Genomic DNA, 20,290 nt, shown 5'->3' on the forward strand with positions numbered 1-20,290 from the left:
CTCTCCCGAATGAGGGCGCCTACATTCGGCAGTGATCGATGGTTCGTCAATCTAGCACTCTCAGAGGCACTTCGGGCGCAACCTCACTGTCCCAAGCGAAAGCCCCGCAGTCTCCTGCGGGGCCGATGCGCATGGCTCAGATAATGTAAAAGTCCTTCTCGCTGATGGATGCCTTGCTGAACTTGGCGATCTCGACAGCTGCAGCTTTGCCTGAACCGTCCTTGTCGTAGGAGAGGACACCGGTCTTTTTGTTGTAGACGAGATAATCGCTCTTGTCCTTGGCATGGCTGCCAATGGTGAAGAACGCCTTTGCAAGCTTGAGGGGCTTGTCCGGATTGCCCTTCTTGATCGCGCTGTAGAAGGACTTGCTCGACTTGAACAAGCTGTTGTCCAACACGATCTTGTCCTGCCCCGCCTTGAAATCCTTGACAGTGTCGGTGTTTGACTTGGCTAGCGTCGTATCGAACACGAACCAGTCCTTTCCGATGCCGCCGGTTAGAACATCCTTTCCGGACTTGCCGTAGATCTTGTCGTTTCCGGCGCCGCCATTCATCGTGTTTTTGGACGAGGTTCCGAGCAATACGTTGTCGAACGCATTGCCGTTGAGAACCGGCACGTTGCCGACCGCATAAACCGTGTCGATTCCGGAGTTCGACCCCAGCGTGAAGCTGGTGCTGGCATAGACGACATCCACACCACCGGTATCGACGATGACGTCATTGACGTTGTCGACGTAATATACGTCGTTTCCGCCACCGCCCTGCATGACGCTGCCGCGGCCCTTGCTGCTGAGGACGTTGCTGCCCTCGTTGCCGACCAGGGTCGTGGTGTACTCGTTCCCCGTCAGGTTGATCGGAGCATAGCCATCGGCAGCTCGCAGAACTTCCACGGCGCTCATGCCGATGTCATAACTCACGCTCGCGATCACGGTGTCCGTGCCGGCGTGATACGACTGCTCGCGGGCCTCATCCTTGGCACTGTCGACGTAATAGACATCGCTGCCGTCGCCGCCCTGCATATGGTCCGTGCCTGCGCCGGCATCCAAGGTGTCATTGCCTCCGGAACCATAGAGCGAGTCATTGCCGAAACCGCCGAAGATGGAATTGGCTTGTCCATCGCCGGTTAGAGAGTCGTTGTAATTGGAACCGACGACGTTCTCGAAGTTCACCCAGGTATCGCCTTGCGAGTCGTTGACCCCGCCTCCGCCTGCGCCGAGGCTGACGGAAATACCCTGGCCTGACAGAGCATAGGACACGGTGTCGATGCCATCACCACCATCCATGACCTCCTGGCCCGATCCGCCGATGATGGTGTCGTTGCCGGCGCCGCCGAGAAATTTATGCTTCTCGCCATTGCCGATGATCAGATCGTTGTGAGCCGTGCCGATGATGCCCTCGATGGAGTTGTAGACATCGCCCTTCGCTTCGCCGGTGCTGAGCGTCGTGTTGCGCAGGTTCAGGGTCAGGCCGATCCCAGAGCCTGCATAGGACGCGTAGTCCCAATACGTGCTTCCGGAACCGCCGTTCAGAACATCCGCGCCTTCTCCGCCGACAAGAGTGTCATCATAGTTGTCGCCACCATTGAGAACGTCGTTGCCGGCGCCACCGTCGAGATAATCCTTGCCGTCTCCGCCGTTGATCGTGTCGTCGCCGCCATGACCGTAAATGATGTCGGCGTAGTCGACGGAAATGTCGTTGTGTCCATTCAGCGTTTCAGCGGTGTCATTGCCGTGAATGATATCCGGCTCAATCGCAGCCAAGGCCGACAAGCTGGTTGAATCGTCGAGGTACTGATGTTGTTCAGACAAAGTTTCGTCCACTTCGAACATACGTTTCTAGGATTGTTTGCTCAGGCCTAAGCTCGGCCGTTTACGCATGTGCAAAGAGAGCCTGCAAGATTGCAAAGACGAAGGAGTACGCTGTCGAAAATGATCGCTGCAGCCGGTTTGCTAATCTTTGCAACAGCTTGGCAATTTTTTTAATGCTGAACGGCTTGTCCCGGGCCGTGCGGGGCCACACATTGCACGGAATAACGTTCTGCAGCTTTGAATTGATATTGCCTGCAGACCGCTACTTGAATGAGGGAACATTCTGGGATGCGGCGCCCGAAAAGCTTCCGCCATCCTCATTGATTCATGCTGACCTATATTGATCGGCGGACCGTGGTTCAGATGCCGGGTCTTGGAACCCTTTCGACGTAGCTGCGGTTCTCGTGCATCGGACGAGGAGGATCAGATGAGCCGAGGCTTTCCATCCATGACGGCCCTGTTGGGGCTACTTGCCGTCGCCGGCTTTCAGAACAGAGATAAGATTGCCGAGATGCTCGGTGGTCTCACATCCAACAATCCTGGAGGCACACCGGGAAAACCTGGCCAGCCGCAAGGTGGCTTGGGCGATCTCGGTGCCTTAGGCGGCCTAGGCGGATTGCTGGGTGGTCTGGGCGGGCAAAATCCGGGTGGCCTTCTGAGCGGCGGTCTGGGCGAACTGGTCGATAGTTTCCGCCAGAACGGCCAGGGCGATATTGCCGATTCCTGGGTTGGCACAGGCCCCAACAAGGAGGTCGCGCCTCAGCAACTGGAGCAGGCGATCGGCTCCGATGTGTTGGCAACTCTGGCACAGCAGACTGGCCTGTCGCGAGACGAGATCCTTGCTAGGCTGTCGAGGGAGCTTCCGCAAGCTGTCGACAGATACACACCGGACGGACGGATCCCTACGACCTGAACCGGTCTGCCCGTTCATTTACAAACGGGGCGCGGTTGAGATGAGCGGCTGCGGCGCAATACTCCGGATGAGTGCAGAGCGCCGCGGCTTCCTTAAGGGGCTGGGCGCTCTATCCTTTTGACCTGCCTGCTACCTCCGACGCTTCGTTCCGGAAAAGCCGCAATCAGGTAGCCTTTCCAACACTCGGTTGCGAAGCGGAGGATGGGAGGGGCTGATGCATACGGACCGCTTTGTCGTCTTCAAGTTTCAGGACGAATGGCTGGTAACCTACGCAGATCGGGAACAGACATCATTCGCAACACGCGAGGACGCGGAACGGTCGGCTTTTGACGCGGCGGATATACTCGCATCCAATGGCCATGCCGTATCCGTGCTTATCATTCCAGATGGCTCGGACGACGTCTCCAAACCCTATTCGCACGTGGAAGGATCCGTTCGGAAGAAGAACCTGAATTAGAGCCATCTCCGCGTCGACCGACACCAACCTATCGCGTGAACCGCATTTGCAGATCGGGATGGGCTCGGCGAACGTCCTCATCCGAACAGCTTTCTTTTCAAACCCAATAGTTTCTCCTTTGAGCATTCGCTCGCTTGTGCGCCAGCACTAGGTTAGGATTTGATACGTGATGTGCTCTTTGGAGCGGGACGTCGGCAATGCTCTGGGCAAAGAAAGCAATCGACCCCGCCGAATGGGGCCCGACGCAGGATCAGTTCGAAGAGCTTTTCGTCAAGCTTGGAAGCCCGAAGCAGATGATGCTCGCTTCTGCATCCGACCCGGCATCCGGCCAATCGATCTTCCTCATGAGTCTCCCGAACACGACATTCCTCGGCTTCTTTTCAGGGTTCGAGTGCGTGACCGAGGATGCACTCCCCTCGGAGGCTGCACTGCTCGTCGGCCACAATGACGAGTTGCTCAAGCACTTCAGGTACCCAGCAAGAAGGCCGCTGCCTTAAGCTGGCGAGCCTTTTCCTCTGAATTCGGCGTTCAAACGCAAGCTTGCGGCAAGCTTGGGCATTCGGTCGCCACAATTCACTGCCAATGGCCGAGATCGTTCGAGCCTTTGCAGTGGAGACGATTGTGACCACAGCCCACGATTTCGATGAGATGGTGGATCTTCTTGCATTAAGCCGGCCCTTTGAGAGATCGAGGGGTATGAACATGGCATGCAAGATCGCAACATTGCCGCTTCGGGATGCCATCGCCCTGGTCATCGAAGATTGGGCCGATGACAAGTTCAGGCAGTTGAGTGCCGTCATCGTGCGGCAGTCGGGACCGACCATCCGCAGCCTCGAGGAGATCCGGCATCTCTACGAGAAGGCGGAGATGGCACCTGCGTCATGAGCGAAGTGGGCTAAGGCTCCTCCGATATTCACAATGCCCTGCATTTGGGCTTATTGGCTCATACTTCATCAACCTGCCCTCTTCCCTATTGGGCCCACAACCGCTTTTATGGGCCCCGCTCAGGACCAATTGGAGGGATGGGGTGGAACTCAACGAAGCAAAATGCTCATGCCCGAAGTGGTTTCCGGTCTTCCTTTCCGGCATCGGGCTTGCGAGTCTCGCCCTATCCTATCTGATTTGGTAGAACCCGCCCTCGGGTCAGCCAAGAGCCGGCTTTCCCTCGGCGACTGACGCGATCAAGCCATTTTGGACCTTGACGAAAGAACCCTGTTCGCGTCTATTGCGCCACCTGCGAAGCGGGATCCCAGATCCGGTCTTTTCGCCTGGAGACGTGGCCGAGCGGCTGAAGGCACTCGTTTGCTAAATGAGCATACCCCAAAAGGGTATCGAGGGTTCGAATCCCTCCGTCTCCGCCACCCAACTTTTCTCAATAATTTCAAGTACTTATCGTGTCGTCCGCAACGCTGCTTATAGCAGCTTTGCGGTGTGTTTTGTCGCGCCAACCTGTGGGTAAGCACATAACGCCGCACGGCTTGTACAATGATACTCGATACCGCGCCGGAGGGGGATCAAGACCGCCCGCAATGGAGATGGGAGTATCGGAGTGCGTTGCGGGGTAATCCCAAGGATTTGTTAGTTAGCTCTTTGAGATGCCGAAAAACTCAGAAAAACATGATAAATTTTTTGTGATCCAAGGCTACAAATGCGTAAAACTGCAAAATCTTTGCACTGAACAGGATCATATAAACCATTAGAATGACAGCAAATTAGGGGAAAAGCGCGAAGGTTACGCTATGGACGATATTTATTCAGGAAAATTACTTGATATCGGCCGAACAGCTTACCTTAAAATTCCATTTTCACTGCGACAGTATTTAGGGCGCGCCCTTCAAAGCCTGCCGAAGGATATACGCCTCGGCACAACCTACCGTGTCTGCCGCGCGCTCATTGAGCAGGCACGGAACGATCCGGACTTGGCCATTCATGAGCAACAGAACCGGCTGCGGCACGTCCTGGCAACGGCTCTCAACCAATCAAGCTACTATCGCGAGACGCTTACGGCGGTCTTCGGCCCATCTATCAAGGCGGAAGAGCTTATCGTCGCGGAGCAGTGGCGGCGCATCCCCATTCTCTCCAACCAGATCGTCCGTCGCGAGGCCGAGCGAATGTGCACGCGGCCGCTGAACAGGCTCGATCGAGCGATGACAAGCGGCTCCTCAGGCCAGCCACTGCCCTTCTTCGTCGATCGAGACCGCAGTCCGATCGAGTACGCCTTCGTGGTGCATCAGTGGGCGCGGGCCGGATGCTGCCCCGACACATGGCGGGCCTCGTTCAGAGGGTGGCATATTCCGAACGTCGACACACAGCCGTTCGAGATCGAGTTCGGCCTGCGCGAAGTCAGGATCTCGGTATTTCACTTATGCGATGACCTGATGGAACGCTATGCGCAGGAACTGGAGCGGCGCGGGATCGCTTTCCTGCAGGGGTACCCCTCTGCCATTGCCACTTTCGCAGCCTTCCTGACCCGCCGGGATCTGCCCATACGCCACAAGATCCGGGGAGTGATGCTACATTCCGAACCGATCTACTCAGACTTTCGCCGCACCATCAGCCGTGGCTTTCCCAGGGCGAAGATCATCCCGTTCTATGGCCTGAGTGAGAAATGTGCGTTCGGCACCGAGGTCGAAGACGTGCCCGGCCTCTACGAGATGGATCCACTCTATGGCTTCACCGAACTCCTCGACAAATCCGGCGCTCCGATCACAGAGCCAGGCCGGGTTGGGCGGGTGGTGTCAACTGGGCTTCAGTTCACCGGGATGCCGTTCATTCGCTACGACACCGGCGACGAGGCCACGCTCGTCGAGCCTCCAGAAAGGCGCAACGGCTATCGTCTTCGCGTCGCGAATATCGTACCGAGACGGGCTCACGATTTCTTTCTGTCGCGATACAACCATCTCATTCCAGCGACATCCCTTGCTATGGCGGACGATGTCCTCCGATTTGTGACCGATTACCAGTTTGAACAGCATACACCCGGCGAGGTTCTCATACGGGTGGTGCTCGCGGAAGGGGCGCCGCCGCATACCCTTGACTCGTATGTCAAGCTCGTGACGGAACGGGCAGCTGGCGGGTTGTCCTTCATTCCAGAAGTTGTCAGATCGATCCCGCTATCGGGGCGGGGCAAGCGGAAGTTCGTGATTCAACAGCTCGATATCGCTGCCGCGATGAATGCCGCTGGTTTCGCAGTTGATAGCCCTCACCGCAGTTTTTCTCAGACCAATCGCTATGTGTCTCAATACGAATGGGATTAGAGCGGCGAGAGGAACGAAGTGGAGAAACTATGCAGATGAAGTGGGCAAGGCCGTCGCTGACGTAACGCGTCGACGATGTTCACCCATGCTTTACTGGAATTGGGTCTCTTCCGTTTCACATTAGCGGGTTGTCGCGCGCGGCATCTCAGGCTCAGGTTGGAATCTGGCCTCTGCTTTACCCCTGCGTCGATAGGCAAGATACAGGCCTGCCGCTAACGCGGCTAAGAATCCCCCAATCGGGATCCCGGCAAGCGCTGCGAAAACTCCGTAGGGCCAAAGTACAGCAAGTGCGAATAACCCGCCCAACCAAGCGATAACCGCTAATGTCAGTCCTGCCATGAGGAACCTCGCTCCCGATTCTCATGCAAAATAGTAGGATACAGCTAATTCGAAAAGAGTAATCCGATAAAGTATTTGGCTTTGTCGCTCTTGCAACAGTCGGTCCAAAGTAGGCTCTGTGTGGGGGTACGGGATTTAAGCGGACGCGCGCAGGGGCCATCAGACGTCTAAAAGGGCCATGCGCCGTCCCGACCTAATTAACCGGGTTTTCGCGGACGAACGTGGATGCCAGAAGACTTATCACCATTAAGTTACTGGTCCTTTTGATGCACCTGCGGACCGCGGGGAGGCATGGTTTGGCGGCCTCCGTGTCCGCCGTTTACTTCCCGCGGCTTCCCGGCATCGGCCCGTCCAAGGACCTTCGGCTGTCACTCATGCCCCGACCTGTGGTAGGAGCCGAAACGGTGATCGTACAAAGGGGAGCGGTATCGTGGTGGACATCAGGCGGATCGGCGTCGCCGCACGCTATAGCGACCTCGTGATCCATGATGGAACGGCCTATTTCTCGGGCTACGTGCCCGAGACGACCTTGGGCCTCTCGGTCACGGAACAGACCCAGGATATTCTCGGGCAGATCGAACAGTCCCTCATCGAAATCGGCAGCGACAAGGCCAAGCTACTCCGGGCGACGATCTGGCTGGCAGACATCTCCTTCTATGACGAGATGAACGCGGTCTGGGATGCCTGGGTTGTCCCGGGTCAAGCTCCGGCGCGCGCCTGCGTCGAGTCGAGATTGGCGGACCCCGATTACAAGCTCGAGATCCAGGTCATCGCTGCCCTCTGATCTGGTCCGGCAGCTCTCTATGCCCGCTCCGTCTGGGAGCTCGATTTCGCAAGAGCTCCCAAGCGCTTGCGCTCATAGTGCTTTGCCAGACGTAGGTGTCGCCACGTGGCATAGTTCATGGCGATCAGGAAACCGTAGGTGCCGCGCAGGAAATGCAGCCGACCGAAATAGGCCTTCACGAAGGCCGCGGGAAACTCGAAATAGACCCGCCATGTGGGGATCGAAATGCCCCTCACCTCAAGGTCGATGGCCTGCTGGTCGGTGTAGCTGTTGAGCTTGGCGAGTTGGTCGCCGAGGGAGCGCACGGACCGGTGGTGCACGAGTCCCTTCAGCTTGCCAATCCTGGTTCCCGGCTTCAGGTCGACCCGGTCATGGACGAGCGAAGACGAATACCGGCCCGCATCCCGGCGATAGAGCCGGACCGGCGCGACCCGATAAGCCAGAGGATGAGGAGCACTTTCTCCGGGGAATGTTTCAGCAATCCGAATGCCATAGGCTTGGCAGGGAGGCTGTCCATGAGCGAACAGCGCACGCATCTCGGCCAGCAGTTCTGGCGAGACCTCCTCGTCTGCATCGAGATTCAAGAGCCATTCGTGCCGGCACTGATCCTCCGCGAAACGCTTCTGGAGACCGTAGCCTGGCCAGGGATTGAAGATCACCCGGGCGCCGAGGTCCTGGGCTACCGCCTGGGTTCCATCCGTCGAACCTGAATCGACCACGACGAGATCGTCCGTCAGCCCTCGGATCGCACGGATCGTCGCTCCGATCCGGTCGGCCTCGTTTTTGGCAATGATGAAAACGGAAACAGGAAGCATGGCCTCGGGTGCCTAGCCGCCCTGAGGGGTCATGGCAAGGGCTTTGGGCCCAGTAAATGGCCGCAGTACTGTCGTCTGCGCCTCCGATCAAGCTGCAACAGGCAGTCCCTCAGCCAGCAGGGCCCGCTTGACCATCTGTCGATTGAAAATCCGCTGCATGTACTCTGTGACCGTGGAATAGTCCGATAAATCGATCCTGTGGAAGCGGGCCCAACTCAGAACCGTGAAGCAATAGGCATCGGCAACGGTGAATTGCTGTCCTGCCAGATAGAGGCGCCCTCTCAGGCATTGATCCAGATAAGCGAGGCGTCGTTGGAGGCGGTTCACGGCCAATTGACGTGCCTTCGGGGGCATGGGGGCCTCCCATAGCGGATCGAAGCCCTTATGAAGCTCCGTACCCGTGAAATCGAGCCATTCTCTAACCCGATAACGCTCCCAGGAGCCCAGCTTCGGAAGAAGCTGAGCCGATGGCGCTTGGTCTGCAAGGTACTCCAGAATAACGGGAACTTCGGCCAGGACTTCGCCACTTTGCAATGCAAGGGCTGGAACATGACCCTTGGGGTTGATCCGAATGAAGTCACGCCCAGAGGCGGTGGTTTTGGTTTTCAGATCGACCTTGTCGTACTCGATCTCCAGGCCGGCCTCGAAAGCAATGATACGCGGTGCAAGGGAGGTGGCTCCTGGGGTGTAGTACAGCTTCATCACAGTTCCGCGCCCCCTACCTGCTGAGAATATAAATTTATAACGTAACAAGATGCGTTATTAGTACGTCACACAATGGCGCATTCAAGGCGCCTTAGACTATTTGCTACAATATTTCACTCACTCAGCAACAAGGATTTTTAGAGAAGCATGCCCTCACGCGCGTGGCGTGTCGTAACGGCCCCGAGCCGCTTACGGACGCGTAGCTCCGCTAGGAGCGGAAAATGATCCGACGCCACCCGGGTCAAGGGGTTCCGGACAGGCCCGGCATCGACCACCTCGATGGATTTTGTCACGAAGACATGATCGAGGCGCAGAACGGGTGCCCGGGTGTGAAAAGTCGGCTGAGGCTCTCCAAAGGAATTGGCGAGTTGAGCGTCCTGCATCCGATTGGCGATCAGCCGGTATGAGCGTGAATAGGGTGGAGCATTGAAATCGCCCAGCAGGACGGCTGGATCGGCGCAATCGGGATGGCCGACCCAATCCGGCCCGATCAGAGCAGCCGCCTGCGTCCGCCGCTCTCCGGACCTTAGAGACAGGTGAGCGTTGACGACCTGGATGGTCTGGCCTTCGATCTCGACAGCGACCCAGAGGGCACTGCGCTTCTCGAAGGACGGCCTCGTCGATTGTGTGGGCAGGCGCCCGGACCTGACGATTTTCGAAGAATGGCGGGTCAGGACAGCGATGCCGTATTGCTCGCCCAGAATGCGGATCGTGGGCTGAAAATGCAGATCCATCCCGAGCCTCGCCGCGACGGCAGCCGCCTGGTCGATCTCGCCTGCCCGCTCGCGTCCGACGCGGACCTCCTGCAGCGCGACAATGTCCGGGTCGCAGGAGGCAATAACCTCCGCGATCCGGTTCGGTGAGATCTGTCTGTCCGTGCCAAGCCAGCGATGGACATTGTAGGTGAGGATCCGAAGGGTTCGCCCCTGTTTGTCGCTATGCTTCAAAGGTCAGCACCGGCTCGTCAGTCGTTAAAGGTAAAAGCACCGCGTCATTCGGCACAAGCGGGAAATTACCCCCACCGCCCATCTGGCCGCCTAATTGGCAAACGTGTCGGATCAATGACCCAGGCTCAAGCTTGGTTCCCCTTGGTAGGCGCTTAGGGCCGAGCCAACCAAGAGTTTCACAGACAGTTTTGCTGGTGGCTTGACCTTCCCATGATTGGAAGGATTACACCCTCATCCCATATGAGGATCAGGAGATTCACCATGGCCGCCGGCAAGCTTAGCCCCATCGACAGCATCGACATTCCCATTCAGGGCATGAGTTGCGCCTCCTGCGTCGGTCGCGTGGAGAAGGCGATTCGATCTGTGGACGGTGTCACGGCAGCCAACGTCAACCTGGCGACCGAACGGGCGCATGTAGAGTTCGCCCCTTCCGAGGCCAACCCTACGGCAGTTGCGGAGGCGATCCGGGCGGCCGGTTACGAGCCGTCTGAGAAGACGACCGAGCTGAAGATCGATGGCATGACCTGTGCTTCCTGCGTCAACCGGGTCGAGAAGGCGCTCAAGCGCGTTCCCGGGGTGGTGGATGCGTCCGTCAATCTCGCCACTGAGCGGGCCTCCGTTCGCTATCTCGGCAATGTGGATATCGTGGAGCGCCTGATAGGCGCCGTCGAGCAGACGGGCTACGAGGCAAGGCCGATCCAACGGGAAGATGCTCAAACGGACCGCGAACGGGAGGCTCGGGACATCGAGATCGCCAGCCTCCGTCGCTCCGTGCTGATCGCGACGGTCCTGACCCTGCCGGTCTTCATCCTCGAAATGGGCTCGCATTTCATCCCAGCCATCCACGACTGGGTGATGGGAACGCTCGGTCACGGCGACAGCTGGTATCTGCAATTCGCCCTGACAACCCTCGTCCTGTTCGGCCCCGGTCTGCGCTTCTTCCAGAAAGGAGTCCCTGCCCTCCTGCGCCTGTCGCCGGACATGAACTCGCTTGTCGTTCTCGGCACGAGCGCGGCCTATGCCTATTCCGTGGTGGCGACGTTCCTGCCCGGCTTCCTGCCGGCCGGCATGGAGAACGTGTATTACGAGGCTGCAGCCGTCATCGTGTCCCTGATCCTGCTGGGGCGCTATCTCGAAGCCAAGGCCAAGGGTCGTACATCCGAGGCGATCAAGCGCCTCATGGGGCTCCAGGCAAAAACCGCCCGCGTGCTGCGGAACGGCGAGGCTCTGGAGATCCCGCTGGATCAGGTCCTGACCGGCGATGTCGTCCAGGTCCGTCCCGGTGAGAAGATTCCGGTCGATGGCGAAGTAGTGGAAGGCTCCTCCTTCGTCGATGAATCCATGATCACGGGCGAGCCGGTTCCGGTGCAGAAATCTCAAGGTAGCGAAGTGGTAGGCGGTACCATCAACAAGAATGGCAGCTTCACCTTCCGAGCCACTCGCATCGGCTCCGATACGGTTCTGGCCCAGATCATCCGGATGGTCGAGCAGGCGCAGGGCTCGAAGCTTCCGATCCAGGCTCTCGTCGACCAGGTGACGGCCTGGTTCGTGCCCGCCGTCATGGCAGCGGCTGCCCTCACCTTCCTGGTCTGGCTCACGCTCGGACCTGAGCCAGCCCTCACCTTCGCGCTGATCAATGCGGTCGCCGTGCTGATCATCGCCTGCCCCTGCGCCATGGGTCTGGCGACGCCGACCTCGATCATGGTCGGCACTGGTCGGGCGGCGGAGCTCGGCGTGCTGTTCCGCCAGGGAGAGGCCTTGCAGAGCCTCAAGGAGGTCGGCGTCGTCGCTTTGGACAAGACCGGCACCCTGACTCAAGGACGACCCGAACTCACCGATTTCGTGACGGCTTCCGGCTTTTCTGAAGGCGAGGCCCTGCGGCTGATCGCTGCCGTCGAAAGCCGCTCCGAGCATCCGATCGCGCAGGCTATCGTCGCAGCCGCCGAGCGACGCGGGCTCGCTCTGCCCGCCACCGACAGCTTCGAGGCCGTGCCGGGCTTCGGCGTCTCGGCGATAGTCGAGGGACGGAAAGTGGATGTGGGCGCGGACCGCTTCATGGCGAAGCTCGGTCTGACCGTCTCCGATTTCGCCGATATCGCGACTCGTCTAGGGGCCGAGGGCAAGAGCCCGCTCTATGCTGCCATCGACGGTAGGCTTGCCGCCATCGTCGCGGTCGCCGATCCGATCAAGCCTTCGACTCCGGAAGCCATTGCGGCTCTGCATGCGCTCGGCCTGAAGGTCGCCATGGTCACCGGCGACAACCGGAGGACCGCCGAGGCCATCGCGAAGCGGATCGGAATCGACGAGGTGGTGGCAGAAGTTCTGCCCGACGGCAAGGTCGAGGTCGTGAAGCGCCTGCGCGAAGAGCACGGCAGGATCGCCTTCGTCGGCGACGGCATCAACGATGCGCCCGCGCTTGCCGAAGCCGATATCGGCATCGCTATCGGCACAGGCACGGATATCGCCATCGAAAGCGCCGACGTGGTGCTGATGTCCGGCGACGTGCGCGGTGTCGTGAATGCCATCGCCCTCTCGAAGGCGACTATCCGCAACATCCAGCAGAACCTGTTCTGGGCCTTCGCCTATAACGTGCTGCTGATCCCGGTCGCTGCGGGCGTGCTCTATCCTGTCGATGGCACTCTGCTCTCGCCGATCTTTGCGGCCGGCGCCATGGCGCTCTCCAGCGTCTTCGTTCTCGGCAATGCCTTACGCCTGCGCCGCTTCAAGGCCCCCATCGCATCGGCGCAGGCCGTCACTCACTCTCAGACCGTCGAAGGTGTCGCATGAATATCGGACAGGCAGCCACGGCCTCTGGCGTTTCGGCCAAGATGATCCGCTATTACGAATCCATCGGACTGATCCCGAAGACAGTGCGCACGGAATCCGGATACCGGGTCTATTCGGATTATGATGTGCATACCCTGCGCTTCATCCGTCGCTCGCGGGACCTCGGCTTCTCGGTCGAGCAAATCGCGGATCTCGTGTCGCTCTGGCAGGATCGCGAGCGCGCAAGCAAGGATGTGAAAGCCATCGCGCTCGAACATGTCGGCGTGCTCGAGCGCAAGATCAGGGAATTGCAGGAGATGGCTTCGACTCTGAAGCATCTCGCCAGGAATTGTCATGGCGACGCGCGCCCGCATTGCCCGATCATTGAGGAACTGGCAAGCGACGGCGCTGAACCTCTCACTGTCAAACCGGATGCGAAGTTCGGCGCACTGGGAAAGGCTTTGGCGCGTTAAACAATAAGCGAGTGGCGGCCCTTCAAGCCGCCATCTCGACCTCGCGGCCACGGCCGAGATCGTGCATCAGCTGCACGTAGTTCGGCATGCGCTGGATCTGACGACCATAATGCCGCCTCAGCGCCTCGATGAGACGGCCGTTGCGCGACAGGAGTTCGTCCGCGAAGTCGATCATGAGAGAGTTTGGCCAGGCCTGGGGCCGGATCTTCGCCAGCCGCTCGAACAACCTGTCCTCACTTTCATCCGGATTGGCCTGCGCCATGAGGGTTAGCATCGCGGCGGTCGAACGCGAGACGCCCATATGGCAATGGACGAGCAGGTGCCCCTCCGCGTACTCGGTCCGTCCCTCTGCCACCTCATCCCCGAAGCGAAGGACGGCCTCCACGTCCTTTGGCGCGGGCAGGATCATGCCTGGGATCGGGTGGATGATATCATGAAAGCGCAGGATCGTTCTGTGATGGGGGTTGTATGCTCCGAACGCTTCCGGATCGGGATGATCCGGGTCGAGAATCGAGAGAACGTGGGTCACGGACCGCTCACACTGATCCGGCAGTTCCGAGATGCCGCAGATCGTGAGCATTTGAATGGGTACGCGTTGCATGAAAAACCGCTCGTTCGCAGCTGAAGTGAGACATGAACCTTAACGCCCCTCACCAAACAGTTAACTCACTTCTAACTGATTGGATCGACACGTTCAAAATACTGTGTCTTGCAAACCACACTGGACCTTTGCCACATTTCTGCCATGCGAGATCCACCTTGTCGTCACCGCCGGGGCTATGTCTCTTCGAGAGTAATGCCGTCGCTCCTAAACGTCGGCGAATGAAGCCAAAAACCAGAAACTACAGGTCACCCCACTGATGTTTGCTGCACCGGCCCCGAGCCTGCCCTCGTTGCGAAACGTACTTCGCTTCTCCACGCTTCTTCTTCCGATGGCCTTGGCGGCCTGTGTCTCGACACAAGCGCCTCCGCAGCAAGCCTTACGCCGCATCGATCCCGCCTATGCTGCCATGTACGGAGCCCGTCCGGACGAGGCACATCCGCTGCCGGCCACCGACATCTCCGAGGTCGATCCGCGCTTCCTGCGCCGCGAGGTCGCCTATTATGGCCGCGAGGAGCCCGGCACCATCGTAGTCGACACCGCCTCCCGCTATCTCTATCTCGTGCGTGAAGGCGGTCGGGCCATCCGCTATGGCATCGGCGTCGGCAAGGAAGGCCTGGCCTGGGGTGGTCGCGCCCGCGTCGGCCGCAAGGCCACGTGGCCGAACTGGACGCCCACCGCTGCGATGATCCGGCGCGAGCCCGAGCGCAATGCCAAGTGGGCCAGCGGCATGCAGGGCGGCCTGGACAATCCTCTCGGCGCGCGCGCCCTGTATCTCTATGACGGCGGTCGCGATACCATGTACCGCATTCACGGCACCACCGAGCCCTGGTCGATCGGCCAATCGGTATCGAGCGGCTGCATCCGCCTGTTCAATCAGGACATCATCGACCTTCATAGCCGTGTGCCGGTCGGTTCACCCGTGGTCGTGCTCCAGGGACAGCGCCTGTTCGACGTGGAGGATGAAATGCGGGTGTCCGCAGCCTACTGACGGTATTTGCATAAGTTCAAAGGGGTTGATCATCTGGCCGGCCCTTTTTCTTTTGTCCCTGCCAGGCTTGATATAAAATCGGCCAGTCTCTGCTGGAGGCATGGTCATGACCGTAGAACGTGCGATCCTTCTGACCGTCGGCGGGCTCATCATCGTCAGTGTCCTGCTCGCCGTTACCGTCAACATCAACTGGCTCTGGCTCACCGGACTCCTGGGCGCCCATCTGGTACAGGCATCCTTCACGGGACTATGCCCGGTCGTGATGGTGTTCAAGCGCATGGGGCTGCCGAGCAAACCCGGCTTCACCTGATCTACACGCCAGCACTGCCCTCCCCTGGAGGCATTGCCAAGCTGTCCTATGAATCAATATCCATGAGGCTTGCGAAGGACCGCTCATGGACGATTGGTATTTTTTGGCGCTCAAAGTGACGACACGCGCCATCGAGGTCGGCGGGATCGCCATCATCGTCCTCGGAATCCTCGGATCGAGCGTTGCGGTCCTCTGGCAGATCTTGCACGGGCACTCCGGATCGACCGCCTTCAACCTCTATCGCTCGAATGTCGGGCGCGCCATTCTGCTCGGCCTCGAATTCCTCGTCGCGGCCGACATCATCAACACGGTAGCCATCGAGCCGACCCTTCAGAGCCTCCTCATCCTCGGCGGCATCGTCCTCATCCGAACCTTCCTCAGCTTCTCGCTCGAAGTCGAAATCGAAGGGCGCTGGCCCTGGGACCGGCACAAGGGCGAAAGCGGCAGCTCATCACGACAAACGGCTTGACGTCGGCACGCAGGCCTCGCAGATCGCCGCGATGTGGCGGTGATCAGTGCCGCAGCATCCGCCGAGCACGGCGAGCTGCGTCATGCGCTCACGCAGGCCCCGGTAGCGTCGAGCAAGATCGTCGGGATCGCCTGGATCGAGTTCCGTGGATTCGTCGAGTTCCGCATGGCTCTTTGTTGATGCATTGGCGCGAAGTCCGCGGATACGCCGGGTCCATTCGTCCCTCTCGGACAAAATGCCGTCGAAGTGGGTCGGGTGCGCGCAGTTGATCATATAATAGGCCGGAATATGACCTGTCTCGCGATCCGTCCGCTCGATGGCGGATTGGAGCGTCTCGCCGGAAGCCAGCTTGCCGTCCGTCTCCACCGTGAACGAGATCACCACCGGCAAGCCGAGAGCCTCTGCCGCCCGCGCGATGCCGATGGCTTCTTCCGCATAGTTCATGGTGACGGCGCTCACCATGTCCGCTCCGCCCTCGCGAAAGGCTTCGACCTGCGGCGCATGGTAGGCCTGCGCCTCCTCTGCCGACATCTGCGCATCGGCCCTGTAGCCGTCGCCGCGGGGACCGATGGCGCCATTGATGAGGACACGTTCATTGTTGTCTGAGAGCCTATCGCGAAGGCTGGATGCCCAGCGTACAGCCTCTCGGTTCACATCTGCGAGATCTTCGGGTGAGACGTCGAGCTTCGCAGCCCAGTCCGTATTGGCCCGCCATGTGGGCGTGTCGAGGATGAAGCCCACATCCCGTTCGATAGCGGTGCGGATATAAGGCTCGAAATAGCGTTCGAGCTTGGCCCTCCCCTCCTTGCTGCGCAGAAGCGGAAACGCCGCGAAGCAGGGAAGGTCCATGCCTTCGAGAAAGACGAGCGTCGTCTCGAGGCCGCCATCGGTCAGAAAGATCGCCTCGTTCGAGGGTGGAAAGACAAATCGGCCGCCGGTCATGAATGCGACTCCCGCATCATGCGCCCCCGCCCGTCCGTTCCCTTTTAGGCCGTCACGGCGCACTCGACGGTGCTCCGGCACACATCGAAACCGTGGAAGCAATCCAAGCAGTTGACTATACGGAACAGAGTCACTAGGAACTTCCTCCCGGCCCGCCAGCCGCCGCCACTCTTCCAGTGTCCGTCGGCTCTCATTCCTGCCTTTTCCTACCGCTCCAGCCCTGTGGTTGGCGCGCCCTGTCGCTCAAGCACAAAAAGCGACGGCCTTTCAGGCAGATGTTTTTTCGAAACCTCGAGCAGCACTTTCAAAGCAGACACAGACGCTGCAACGGCTGCCCTCCGGCGATACGACCATGACAAGATTCGAAACGGGTCTGTTCCTCGACAGAATTCCCTATGTGAAAGCAGGCTCGGGCCCTGCCCCCATTATCGTCCTGAATGGCGGTCAGGCCTTTGTCAGACGCCCGACGCCTGCCCGTGCCGAGAGGGACGCCAAGCGCATTGCGCGTCTGCTGCCCAAAGACCGGACAGTCTATGTGCTGGGCTACGATCCGGCACCTTCCGCCGATTATTGCATCAGGACAATCGTGCGGGATGTCGCGCAGATTCTGCGGGACGAGATCGGTCCAGCAACCGTCATGGGCATCTCCTTCGGTGGCTTCGTGGCCGCGCGGCTCGCAGCGGATCACCCCGATCTCGTGAAGGGGCTGATCCTGATGGTCAGCGCGCATCGCTTCTCCTCAAGGGGACGCCGCAGCATCGATCGGCAGATCGACTATGCCTGGCAAGGCGACTTCGAAGGATTTCTCGACGAGTTCGGCCTCGTCTTCCGTCGCCCCTGGCTCAATTGGTTGATCCGCTGGCGGTTCAGGCAGGAGCGGCAGCGACTGCATGAGACGATGAACGATCCTGCCGTCATCGTCCGCGGCCTCAATGCCGTTGCAGGGGAGGATTTCGGCAGCGATCCGTCATGGCTGACACGCATCGCAGCGCCGACCCTGATCGTCGGTGCGACGCGCGACCCATTCTTCGATATCGCGGCTCTCGAAGAAACGGCCCGGCTCATTCCTTCGGCATACCTGCAACTGTTCAAGAACGAGACGCATATGCTTCCCGTCGAGCGGTCACGGGACGTGGCGAAGGTAGTTGCACGGTTTCTCCAGAAGCAACAATCGGCGAAGAACGGCGGCTCCCGTTAGAGCCGCCGCTCCTGCTTCGTGTATCAATCGCTCACATGAACCAGCACATGCCGCTTCTTGCCGGCCGTCAGCTTTAAGGCGCCATCGGCAAGGTCCGCCATGCCGACTTGAGCATCCGCATGCTGCACGACATGTCCGTTGAGCCTTGCTCCACTATTCAGAACCAGACGGCGCGCCTCGCTCTTGGAGCTTGAAAGACCCGCAAGGACGAGAAGCTGCGCGACGGTGACGCCGGTTTCGAGATCGGACCGGGAGAGACCGATGCTCGGAAGCCCGGAGGCATTCTCTCCGTCCTCGAAGGCGCGGCGCGCGGTATCGGCGGCATCCCGTGCGGCCTCCTCTCCATGCGCGAGGCGGGTTGCCTCGTTGGCGAGAACGCGCTTTGCTTCATTGATCTCGGAGCCCTTCAACTGGCCGAGACGATGTACCTCGTCGAGCGGGAGTTCCGTGAAGAGGCGCAGGAAGCGGGCGACATCGTCATCCTCGGTGTTGCGCCAGAACTGCCAGAAATCGTAAGCACTGAGCTTCTCGGCATTGAGCCACACCGCGCCGCCGGCCGTCTTGCCCATCTTGGCCCCGGCAGAGGTGGTGAGCAACGGAGTCGTCAGCCCGAAGAGCTGGCGCTGGTCGATGCGGCGCGCAAGCTCGATGCCGTTGACGATGTTGCCCCACTGGTCCGAGCCGCCCATCTGCAGCACGCAAGCATGATGGCGCGACAGCTCCAGGAAGTCGAAGGCCTGAAGTACCATGTAGTTGAACTCAAGCAGCGTGAGCGGCTGCTCGCGCTCCAACCGCTGGCGCACGCTGTCGAAGCTCAGCATCCGGTTGATCGTGAAATGGGTGCCGAAATCGCGCAGGAATGGCAGGTAGCGTAAGGGATCGAGCCAGACGGCATTGTCCACCATCACCGCATCGGTCGGCCCGTCGCCGAAAGTGAGGTAACGGGAGAAGACCTGCTTCAGACCCGTGGCATTTTTGGCGATCTGCTCATCGTCGAGCAATGGTCGGCTCGCATCGCGGAAGCTCGGATCGCCGATCTGCGTGGTGCCGCCGCCAATGAGCACGACCGGCTTGTGGCCGCATTTCTGCAGCCAGCGCAAAGTCATGATCTGCACGAGGCTGCCCACATGCAGGCTGTCAGCCGTGGCATCGAAGCCGATGTAGGCCGCGACGGGACCGGCCGAGAGGCGCTCATCGAGGGTGTCTAGGTCCGTGCATTGGTGGATGAAGCCGCGCTCGGAAAGCGTCTTCAGGAAGTCTGATTTCGGGGTGCTCATCTTCTCGTCTCCTGGGGATTGGCGGGAGCCGCTGCCCGGAGACCTGATCACCAAATGAAGATGCCGCCGGAGAGCGGCGGCATCGAACGTCTGGTCGCAACCGAACGGAGCCGCCCTATGGGGACGGCGTAAAATAGTTCACGAAGCTGTAGCGACCGGTGATCATGGGCGCAAAATACGGATATGAGGCCGGATCGTCAACCGGCTTCAAAAATACGCCTTCAAATTCCCCCTCACTCGCTCCAGCACCGGCACATCCTTCGGCGGCAACGCAAAGGTCTGGCCTGTGATGCGCTCGAAGGCGTCGATATAGACGCGCGAGGTCTCCAGCACGACATCCTGCGGGATTTCCGGAATCTCGTCCTTGTAGGGATCGCAGCGGGCGACGACCCAGGTGCGGATGAAATCCTTGTCGAAGCTCTCGGGCCTCTCGCCGGCTTCGAAGCGCTGCCGGTAGCTGTCCAGGAACCAGTAGCGGCTCGAGTCCGGCGTGTGGATCTCGTCGGCGATCATGATCTTCCCGCTCTCGTCGATGCCGAACTCGTATTTGGTGTCGACGAGGATGAGACCTCGCTCGCGGGCCATCTCCCTGCCCTTCGCGAAGAGCGCGAGGGCGTAATCGGAGACCGTCTTCCACTGCTCAGGCGTGAGAAGTCCGCGCTCGACGATCTCCTGCGCGGTCAGGGGTTCGTCGTGGCCACCATCGAAGGCCTTGGTGGTCGGCGTGATGATGGTCTGCGGCAGCTTCTCGTTGTCGCGCATGCCGTCCGGCAGACTCATGCCATACATCTCGCGCTGGCCGGCTTTGTAGAGGGACAGAATCGACGTGCCGGTCGTGCCGGCGAGGTAATCGCGCACCACGATCTCCACGGGGAGGATGGTGAGCCTGCGGCCGATGAGCACGTTCGGATCCGGATATTCGATCACGTGGTTGGGGCAGATATCCGCCGTCGCCTCGAACCAGAACTTGGCGGTCTGCGTCAGCACCTGGCCTTTCAGGGGAATGGCCGCCAGGTTGCGGTCGAAGGCGCTGATGCGGTCCGATGCGATGATGATGCGGCGTCCGTCCGGCAGGTCGTAATTGTCTCGCACCTTGCCGCGATAATGGTTCGGCAGTTCCGGGATGGTCGCATCTTCGAGGACGTAACCGGCATAGGCTCCAAGGGCTGCTTTATCGACCATGCTCACCTGCCAAGGATTTCGGGCGCCGCGCTCCCATAGCGCGCTGGCCGTGTTCTA

Annotated in this window: 20 protein-coding genes and 1 tRNA gene; 13 read left to right on the forward strand and 8 right to left on the reverse strand. The window is 59.7% G+C overall.

Annotated elements, in window-relative coordinates; all coding sequences use genetic code 11:
• Positions 1-136: 136 nt before the first annotated feature.
• The gene (locus JO965_RS17440) at positions 137-1,807 is read right to left on the reverse strand and encodes a calcium-binding protein (protein WP_203440256.1); all 1,671 of its coding nucleotides are present in this window, start codon (positions 1,805-1,807) and stop codon (positions 137-139) included.
• A 427-nt stretch (positions 1,808-2,234) separates the two neighbouring features.
• Between JO965_RS17440 and JO965_RS17445 the strand changes: the two genes are divergently transcribed.
• The 7 genes from JO965_RS17445 (at position 2,235) to JO965_RS17475 (ending at position 7,557) form a co-directional block, all read left to right on the forward strand.
• Positions 2,235-2,720 carry a YidB family protein gene (locus JO965_RS17445; RefSeq protein WP_203440257.1) on the forward strand — a complete coding sequence of 162 codons (486 nt, stop codon included), beginning with the start codon at positions 2,235-2,237 and terminating at the stop codon, positions 2,718-2,720.
• A gap of 214 nt (positions 2,721-2,934) precedes the next feature.
• Complete coding sequence (locus JO965_RS17450) at positions 2,935-3,177, forward strand: hypothetical protein (RefSeq protein WP_203440258.1); 243 nt, start codon at positions 2,935-2,937, stop codon at positions 3,175-3,177.
• Positions 3,178-3,374: 197 nt separating this feature from the next.
• Positions 3,375-3,674, forward strand: a complete 300-nt coding sequence (locus JO965_RS17455) for a hypothetical protein (protein ID WP_203440259.1) — start codon at positions 3,375-3,377, stop codon at positions 3,672-3,674.
• A 124-nt stretch (positions 3,675-3,798) separates the two neighbouring features.
• Positions 3,799-4,062, forward strand: a complete 264-nt coding sequence (locus JO965_RS17460) for a hypothetical protein (RefSeq protein ID WP_246776602.1) — start codon at positions 3,799-3,801, stop codon at positions 4,060-4,062.
• Positions 4,063-4,447: 385 nt separating this feature from the next.
• Positions 4,448-4,538 (forward strand) — tRNA-Ser (locus tag JO965_RS17465).
• Between the two features lie 558 nt (positions 4,539-5,096).
• Complete coding sequence (locus JO965_RS17470; RefSeq protein WP_203440261.1) at positions 5,097-6,434, forward strand: CoF synthetase; 1,338 nt, start codon at positions 5,097-5,099, stop codon at positions 6,432-6,434.
• A gap of 769 nt (positions 6,435-7,203) precedes the next feature.
• Positions 7,204-7,557 carry a RidA family protein gene (locus JO965_RS17475; RefSeq protein WP_203440262.1) on the forward strand — a complete coding sequence of 118 codons (354 nt, stop codon included), beginning with the start codon at positions 7,204-7,206 and terminating at the stop codon, positions 7,555-7,557.
• 17 nt (positions 7,558-7,574) lie between these two features.
• Here the strand turns inward: JO965_RS17475 and JO965_RS17480 are convergent, their stop codons facing one another.
• The 3 genes from JO965_RS17480 to JO965_RS17490 form a co-directional block, all read right to left on the reverse strand.
• Positions 7,575-8,372: a glycosyltransferase family 2 protein gene (locus tag JO965_RS17480; protein WP_203440264.1), complete on the reverse strand. Its 798-nt coding sequence runs from the start codon at positions 8,370-8,372 to the stop codon at positions 7,575-7,577.
• 87 nt (positions 8,373-8,459) lie between these two features.
• Positions 8,460-9,074: a glutathione transferase GstA gene (gene gstA, locus JO965_RS17485; protein WP_203440266.1), complete on the reverse strand. Its 615-nt coding sequence runs from the start codon at positions 9,072-9,074 to the stop codon at positions 8,460-8,462.
• 140 nt (positions 9,075-9,214) lie between these two features.
• Entirely contained in the window at positions 9,215-10,024 is an 810-nt protein-coding gene (locus JO965_RS17490) for an endonuclease/exonuclease/phosphatase family protein (protein WP_203440269.1), read from the reverse strand.
• 261 nt (positions 10,025-10,285) lie between these two features.
• On the opposite strand from JO965_RS17490, the gene JO965_RS17495 reads away from it, so the two are divergent.
• Positions 10,286-12,811, forward strand: a complete 2,526-nt coding sequence (locus JO965_RS17495; RefSeq protein ID WP_203440270.1) for a heavy metal translocating P-type ATPase — start codon at positions 10,286-10,288, stop codon at positions 12,809-12,811.
• Entirely contained in the window at positions 12,808-13,263 is a 456-nt protein-coding gene (gene cueR, locus JO965_RS17500) for a Cu(I)-responsive transcriptional regulator (protein WP_203440272.1), read from the forward strand. The genes JO965_RS17495 and cueR overlap by 4 nt, the downstream gene beginning before the upstream one ends.
• A gap of 22 nt (positions 13,264-13,285) precedes the next feature.
• On the opposite strand, the gene JO965_RS17505 is transcribed toward cueR, so the two are convergent.
• On the reverse strand, positions 13,286-13,864 hold the full coding sequence (locus JO965_RS17505) for a tyrosine phosphatase family protein (protein ID WP_203440273.1): 579 nt from the start codon (positions 13,862-13,864) through the stop codon (positions 13,286-13,288).
• Positions 13,865-14,123: 259 nt separating this feature from the next.
• Here JO965_RS17505 and JO965_RS17510 point away from each other — a divergent pair, with 259 nt between their 5' ends.
• The 3 genes from JO965_RS17510 (at position 14,124) to JO965_RS17520 (ending at position 15,634) form a co-directional block, all read left to right on the forward strand.
• A complete protein-coding gene (locus JO965_RS17510) occupies positions 14,124-14,855 on the forward strand; it encodes a L,D-transpeptidase (RefSeq protein ID WP_203440275.1) in 732 nt (243 codons plus the stop codon).
• A 106-nt stretch (positions 14,856-14,961) separates the two neighbouring features.
• A complete protein-coding gene (locus JO965_RS17515) occupies positions 14,962-15,165 on the forward strand; it encodes a DUF2892 domain-containing protein (protein ID WP_203440277.1) in 204 nt (67 codons plus the stop codon).
• 85 nt (positions 15,166-15,250) lie between these two features.
• Complete coding sequence (locus tag JO965_RS17520) at positions 15,251-15,634, forward strand: DUF1622 domain-containing protein (RefSeq protein WP_246776603.1); 384 nt, start codon at positions 15,251-15,253, stop codon at positions 15,632-15,634.
• Here the strand turns inward: JO965_RS17520 and JO965_RS17525 are convergent.
• The gene (locus JO965_RS17525; RefSeq protein ID WP_203440286.1) at positions 15,617-16,576 is read right to left on the reverse strand and encodes a homocysteine S-methyltransferase family protein; all 960 of its coding nucleotides are present in this window, start codon (positions 16,574-16,576) and stop codon (positions 15,617-15,619) included. The genes JO965_RS17520 and JO965_RS17525 overlap by 18 nt on opposite strands.
• A 352-nt stretch (positions 16,577-16,928) precedes the next feature.
• Between JO965_RS17525 and JO965_RS17530 the strand changes: the two genes are divergently transcribed.
• Complete coding sequence (locus JO965_RS17530) at positions 16,929-17,774, forward strand: alpha/beta fold hydrolase (RefSeq protein WP_203440287.1); 846 nt, start codon at positions 16,929-16,931, stop codon at positions 17,772-17,774.
• 23 nt (positions 17,775-17,797) lie between these two features.
• On the opposite strand, the gene tyrS is transcribed toward JO965_RS17530, so the two are convergent.
• Both tyrS and JO965_RS17540 read right to left on the reverse strand, forming a co-directional pair.
• A complete protein-coding gene (gene tyrS / locus JO965_RS17535; protein WP_203440288.1) occupies positions 17,798-19,051 on the reverse strand; it encodes a tyrosine--tRNA ligase in 1,254 nt (417 codons plus the stop codon).
• Between the two features lie 207 nt (positions 19,052-19,258).
• Positions 19,259-20,233 carry a phosphoribosylaminoimidazolesuccinocarboxamide synthase gene (locus JO965_RS17540; RefSeq protein WP_203440289.1) on the reverse strand — a complete coding sequence of 325 codons (975 nt, stop codon included), beginning with the start codon at positions 20,231-20,233 and terminating at the stop codon, positions 19,259-19,261.
• Positions 20,234-20,290: the final 57 nt, after the last annotated feature.

The sequence above is a fragment of the Microvirga sp. VF16 genome (genome assembly GCF_016864375.1).
In the GTDB taxonomy this organism is placed as follows: Bacteria; Pseudomonadota; Alphaproteobacteria; order Rhizobiales; family Beijerinckiaceae; genus Microvirga.

Coding starts and splice junctions, on each gene's coding strand:
- JO965_RS17445 (WP_203440257.1), top strand. CDS start 2,235: ATGAGCCGAGGCTTTCCATCCATGACGGCCCTGTTGGGGCTACTTGCC.
- JO965_RS17450 (WP_203440258.1), top strand. CDS start 2,935: ATGCATACGGACCGCTTTGTCGTCTTCAAGTTTCAGGACGAATGGCTG.
- JO965_RS17455 (WP_203440259.1), top strand. CDS start 3,375: ATGCTCTGGGCAAAGAAAGCAATCGACCCCGCCGAATGGGGCCCGACG.
- JO965_RS17480 (WP_203440264.1), bottom strand. CDS start 8,372: ATGCTTCCTGTTTCCGTTTTCATCATTGCCAAAAACGAGGCCGACCGG.
- gstA (WP_203440266.1), bottom strand. CDS start 9,074: ATGAAGCTGTACTACACCCCAGGAGCCACCTCCCTTGCACCGCGTATC.
- JO965_RS17495 (WP_203440270.1), top strand. CDS start 10,286: ATGGCCGCCGGCAAGCTTAGCCCCATCGACAGCATCGACATTCCCATT.
- cueR (WP_203440272.1), top strand. CDS start 12,808: ATGAATATCGGACAGGCAGCCACGGCCTCTGGCGTTTCGGCCAAGATG.
- JO965_RS17505 (WP_203440273.1), bottom strand. CDS start 13,864: ATGCAACGCGTACCCATTCAAATGCTCACGATCTGCGGCATCTCGGAA.
- JO965_RS17510 (WP_203440275.1), top strand. CDS start 14,124: ATGTTTGCTGCACCGGCCCCGAGCCTGCCCTCGTTGCGAAACGTACTT.
- JO965_RS17515 (WP_203440277.1), top strand. CDS start 14,962: ATGACCGTAGAACGTGCGATCCTTCTGACCGTCGGCGGGCTCATCATC.
- JO965_RS17520 (WP_246776603.1), top strand. CDS start 15,251: ATGGACGATTGGTATTTTTTGGCGCTCAAAGTGACGACACGCGCCATC.
- JO965_RS17525 (WP_203440286.1), bottom strand. CDS start 16,576: ATGACCGGCGGCCGATTTGTCTTTCCACCCTCGAACGAGGCGATCTTT.
- JO965_RS17530 (WP_203440287.1), top strand. CDS start 16,929: ATGACAAGATTCGAAACGGGTCTGTTCCTCGACAGAATTCCCTATGTG.
- tyrS (WP_203440288.1), bottom strand. CDS start 19,051: ATGAGCACCCCGAAATCAGACTTCCTGAAGACGCTTTCCGAGCGCGGC.
- JO965_RS17540 (WP_203440289.1), bottom strand. CDS start 20,233: ATGGTCGATAAAGCAGCCCTTGGAGCCTATGCCGGTTACGTCCTCGAA.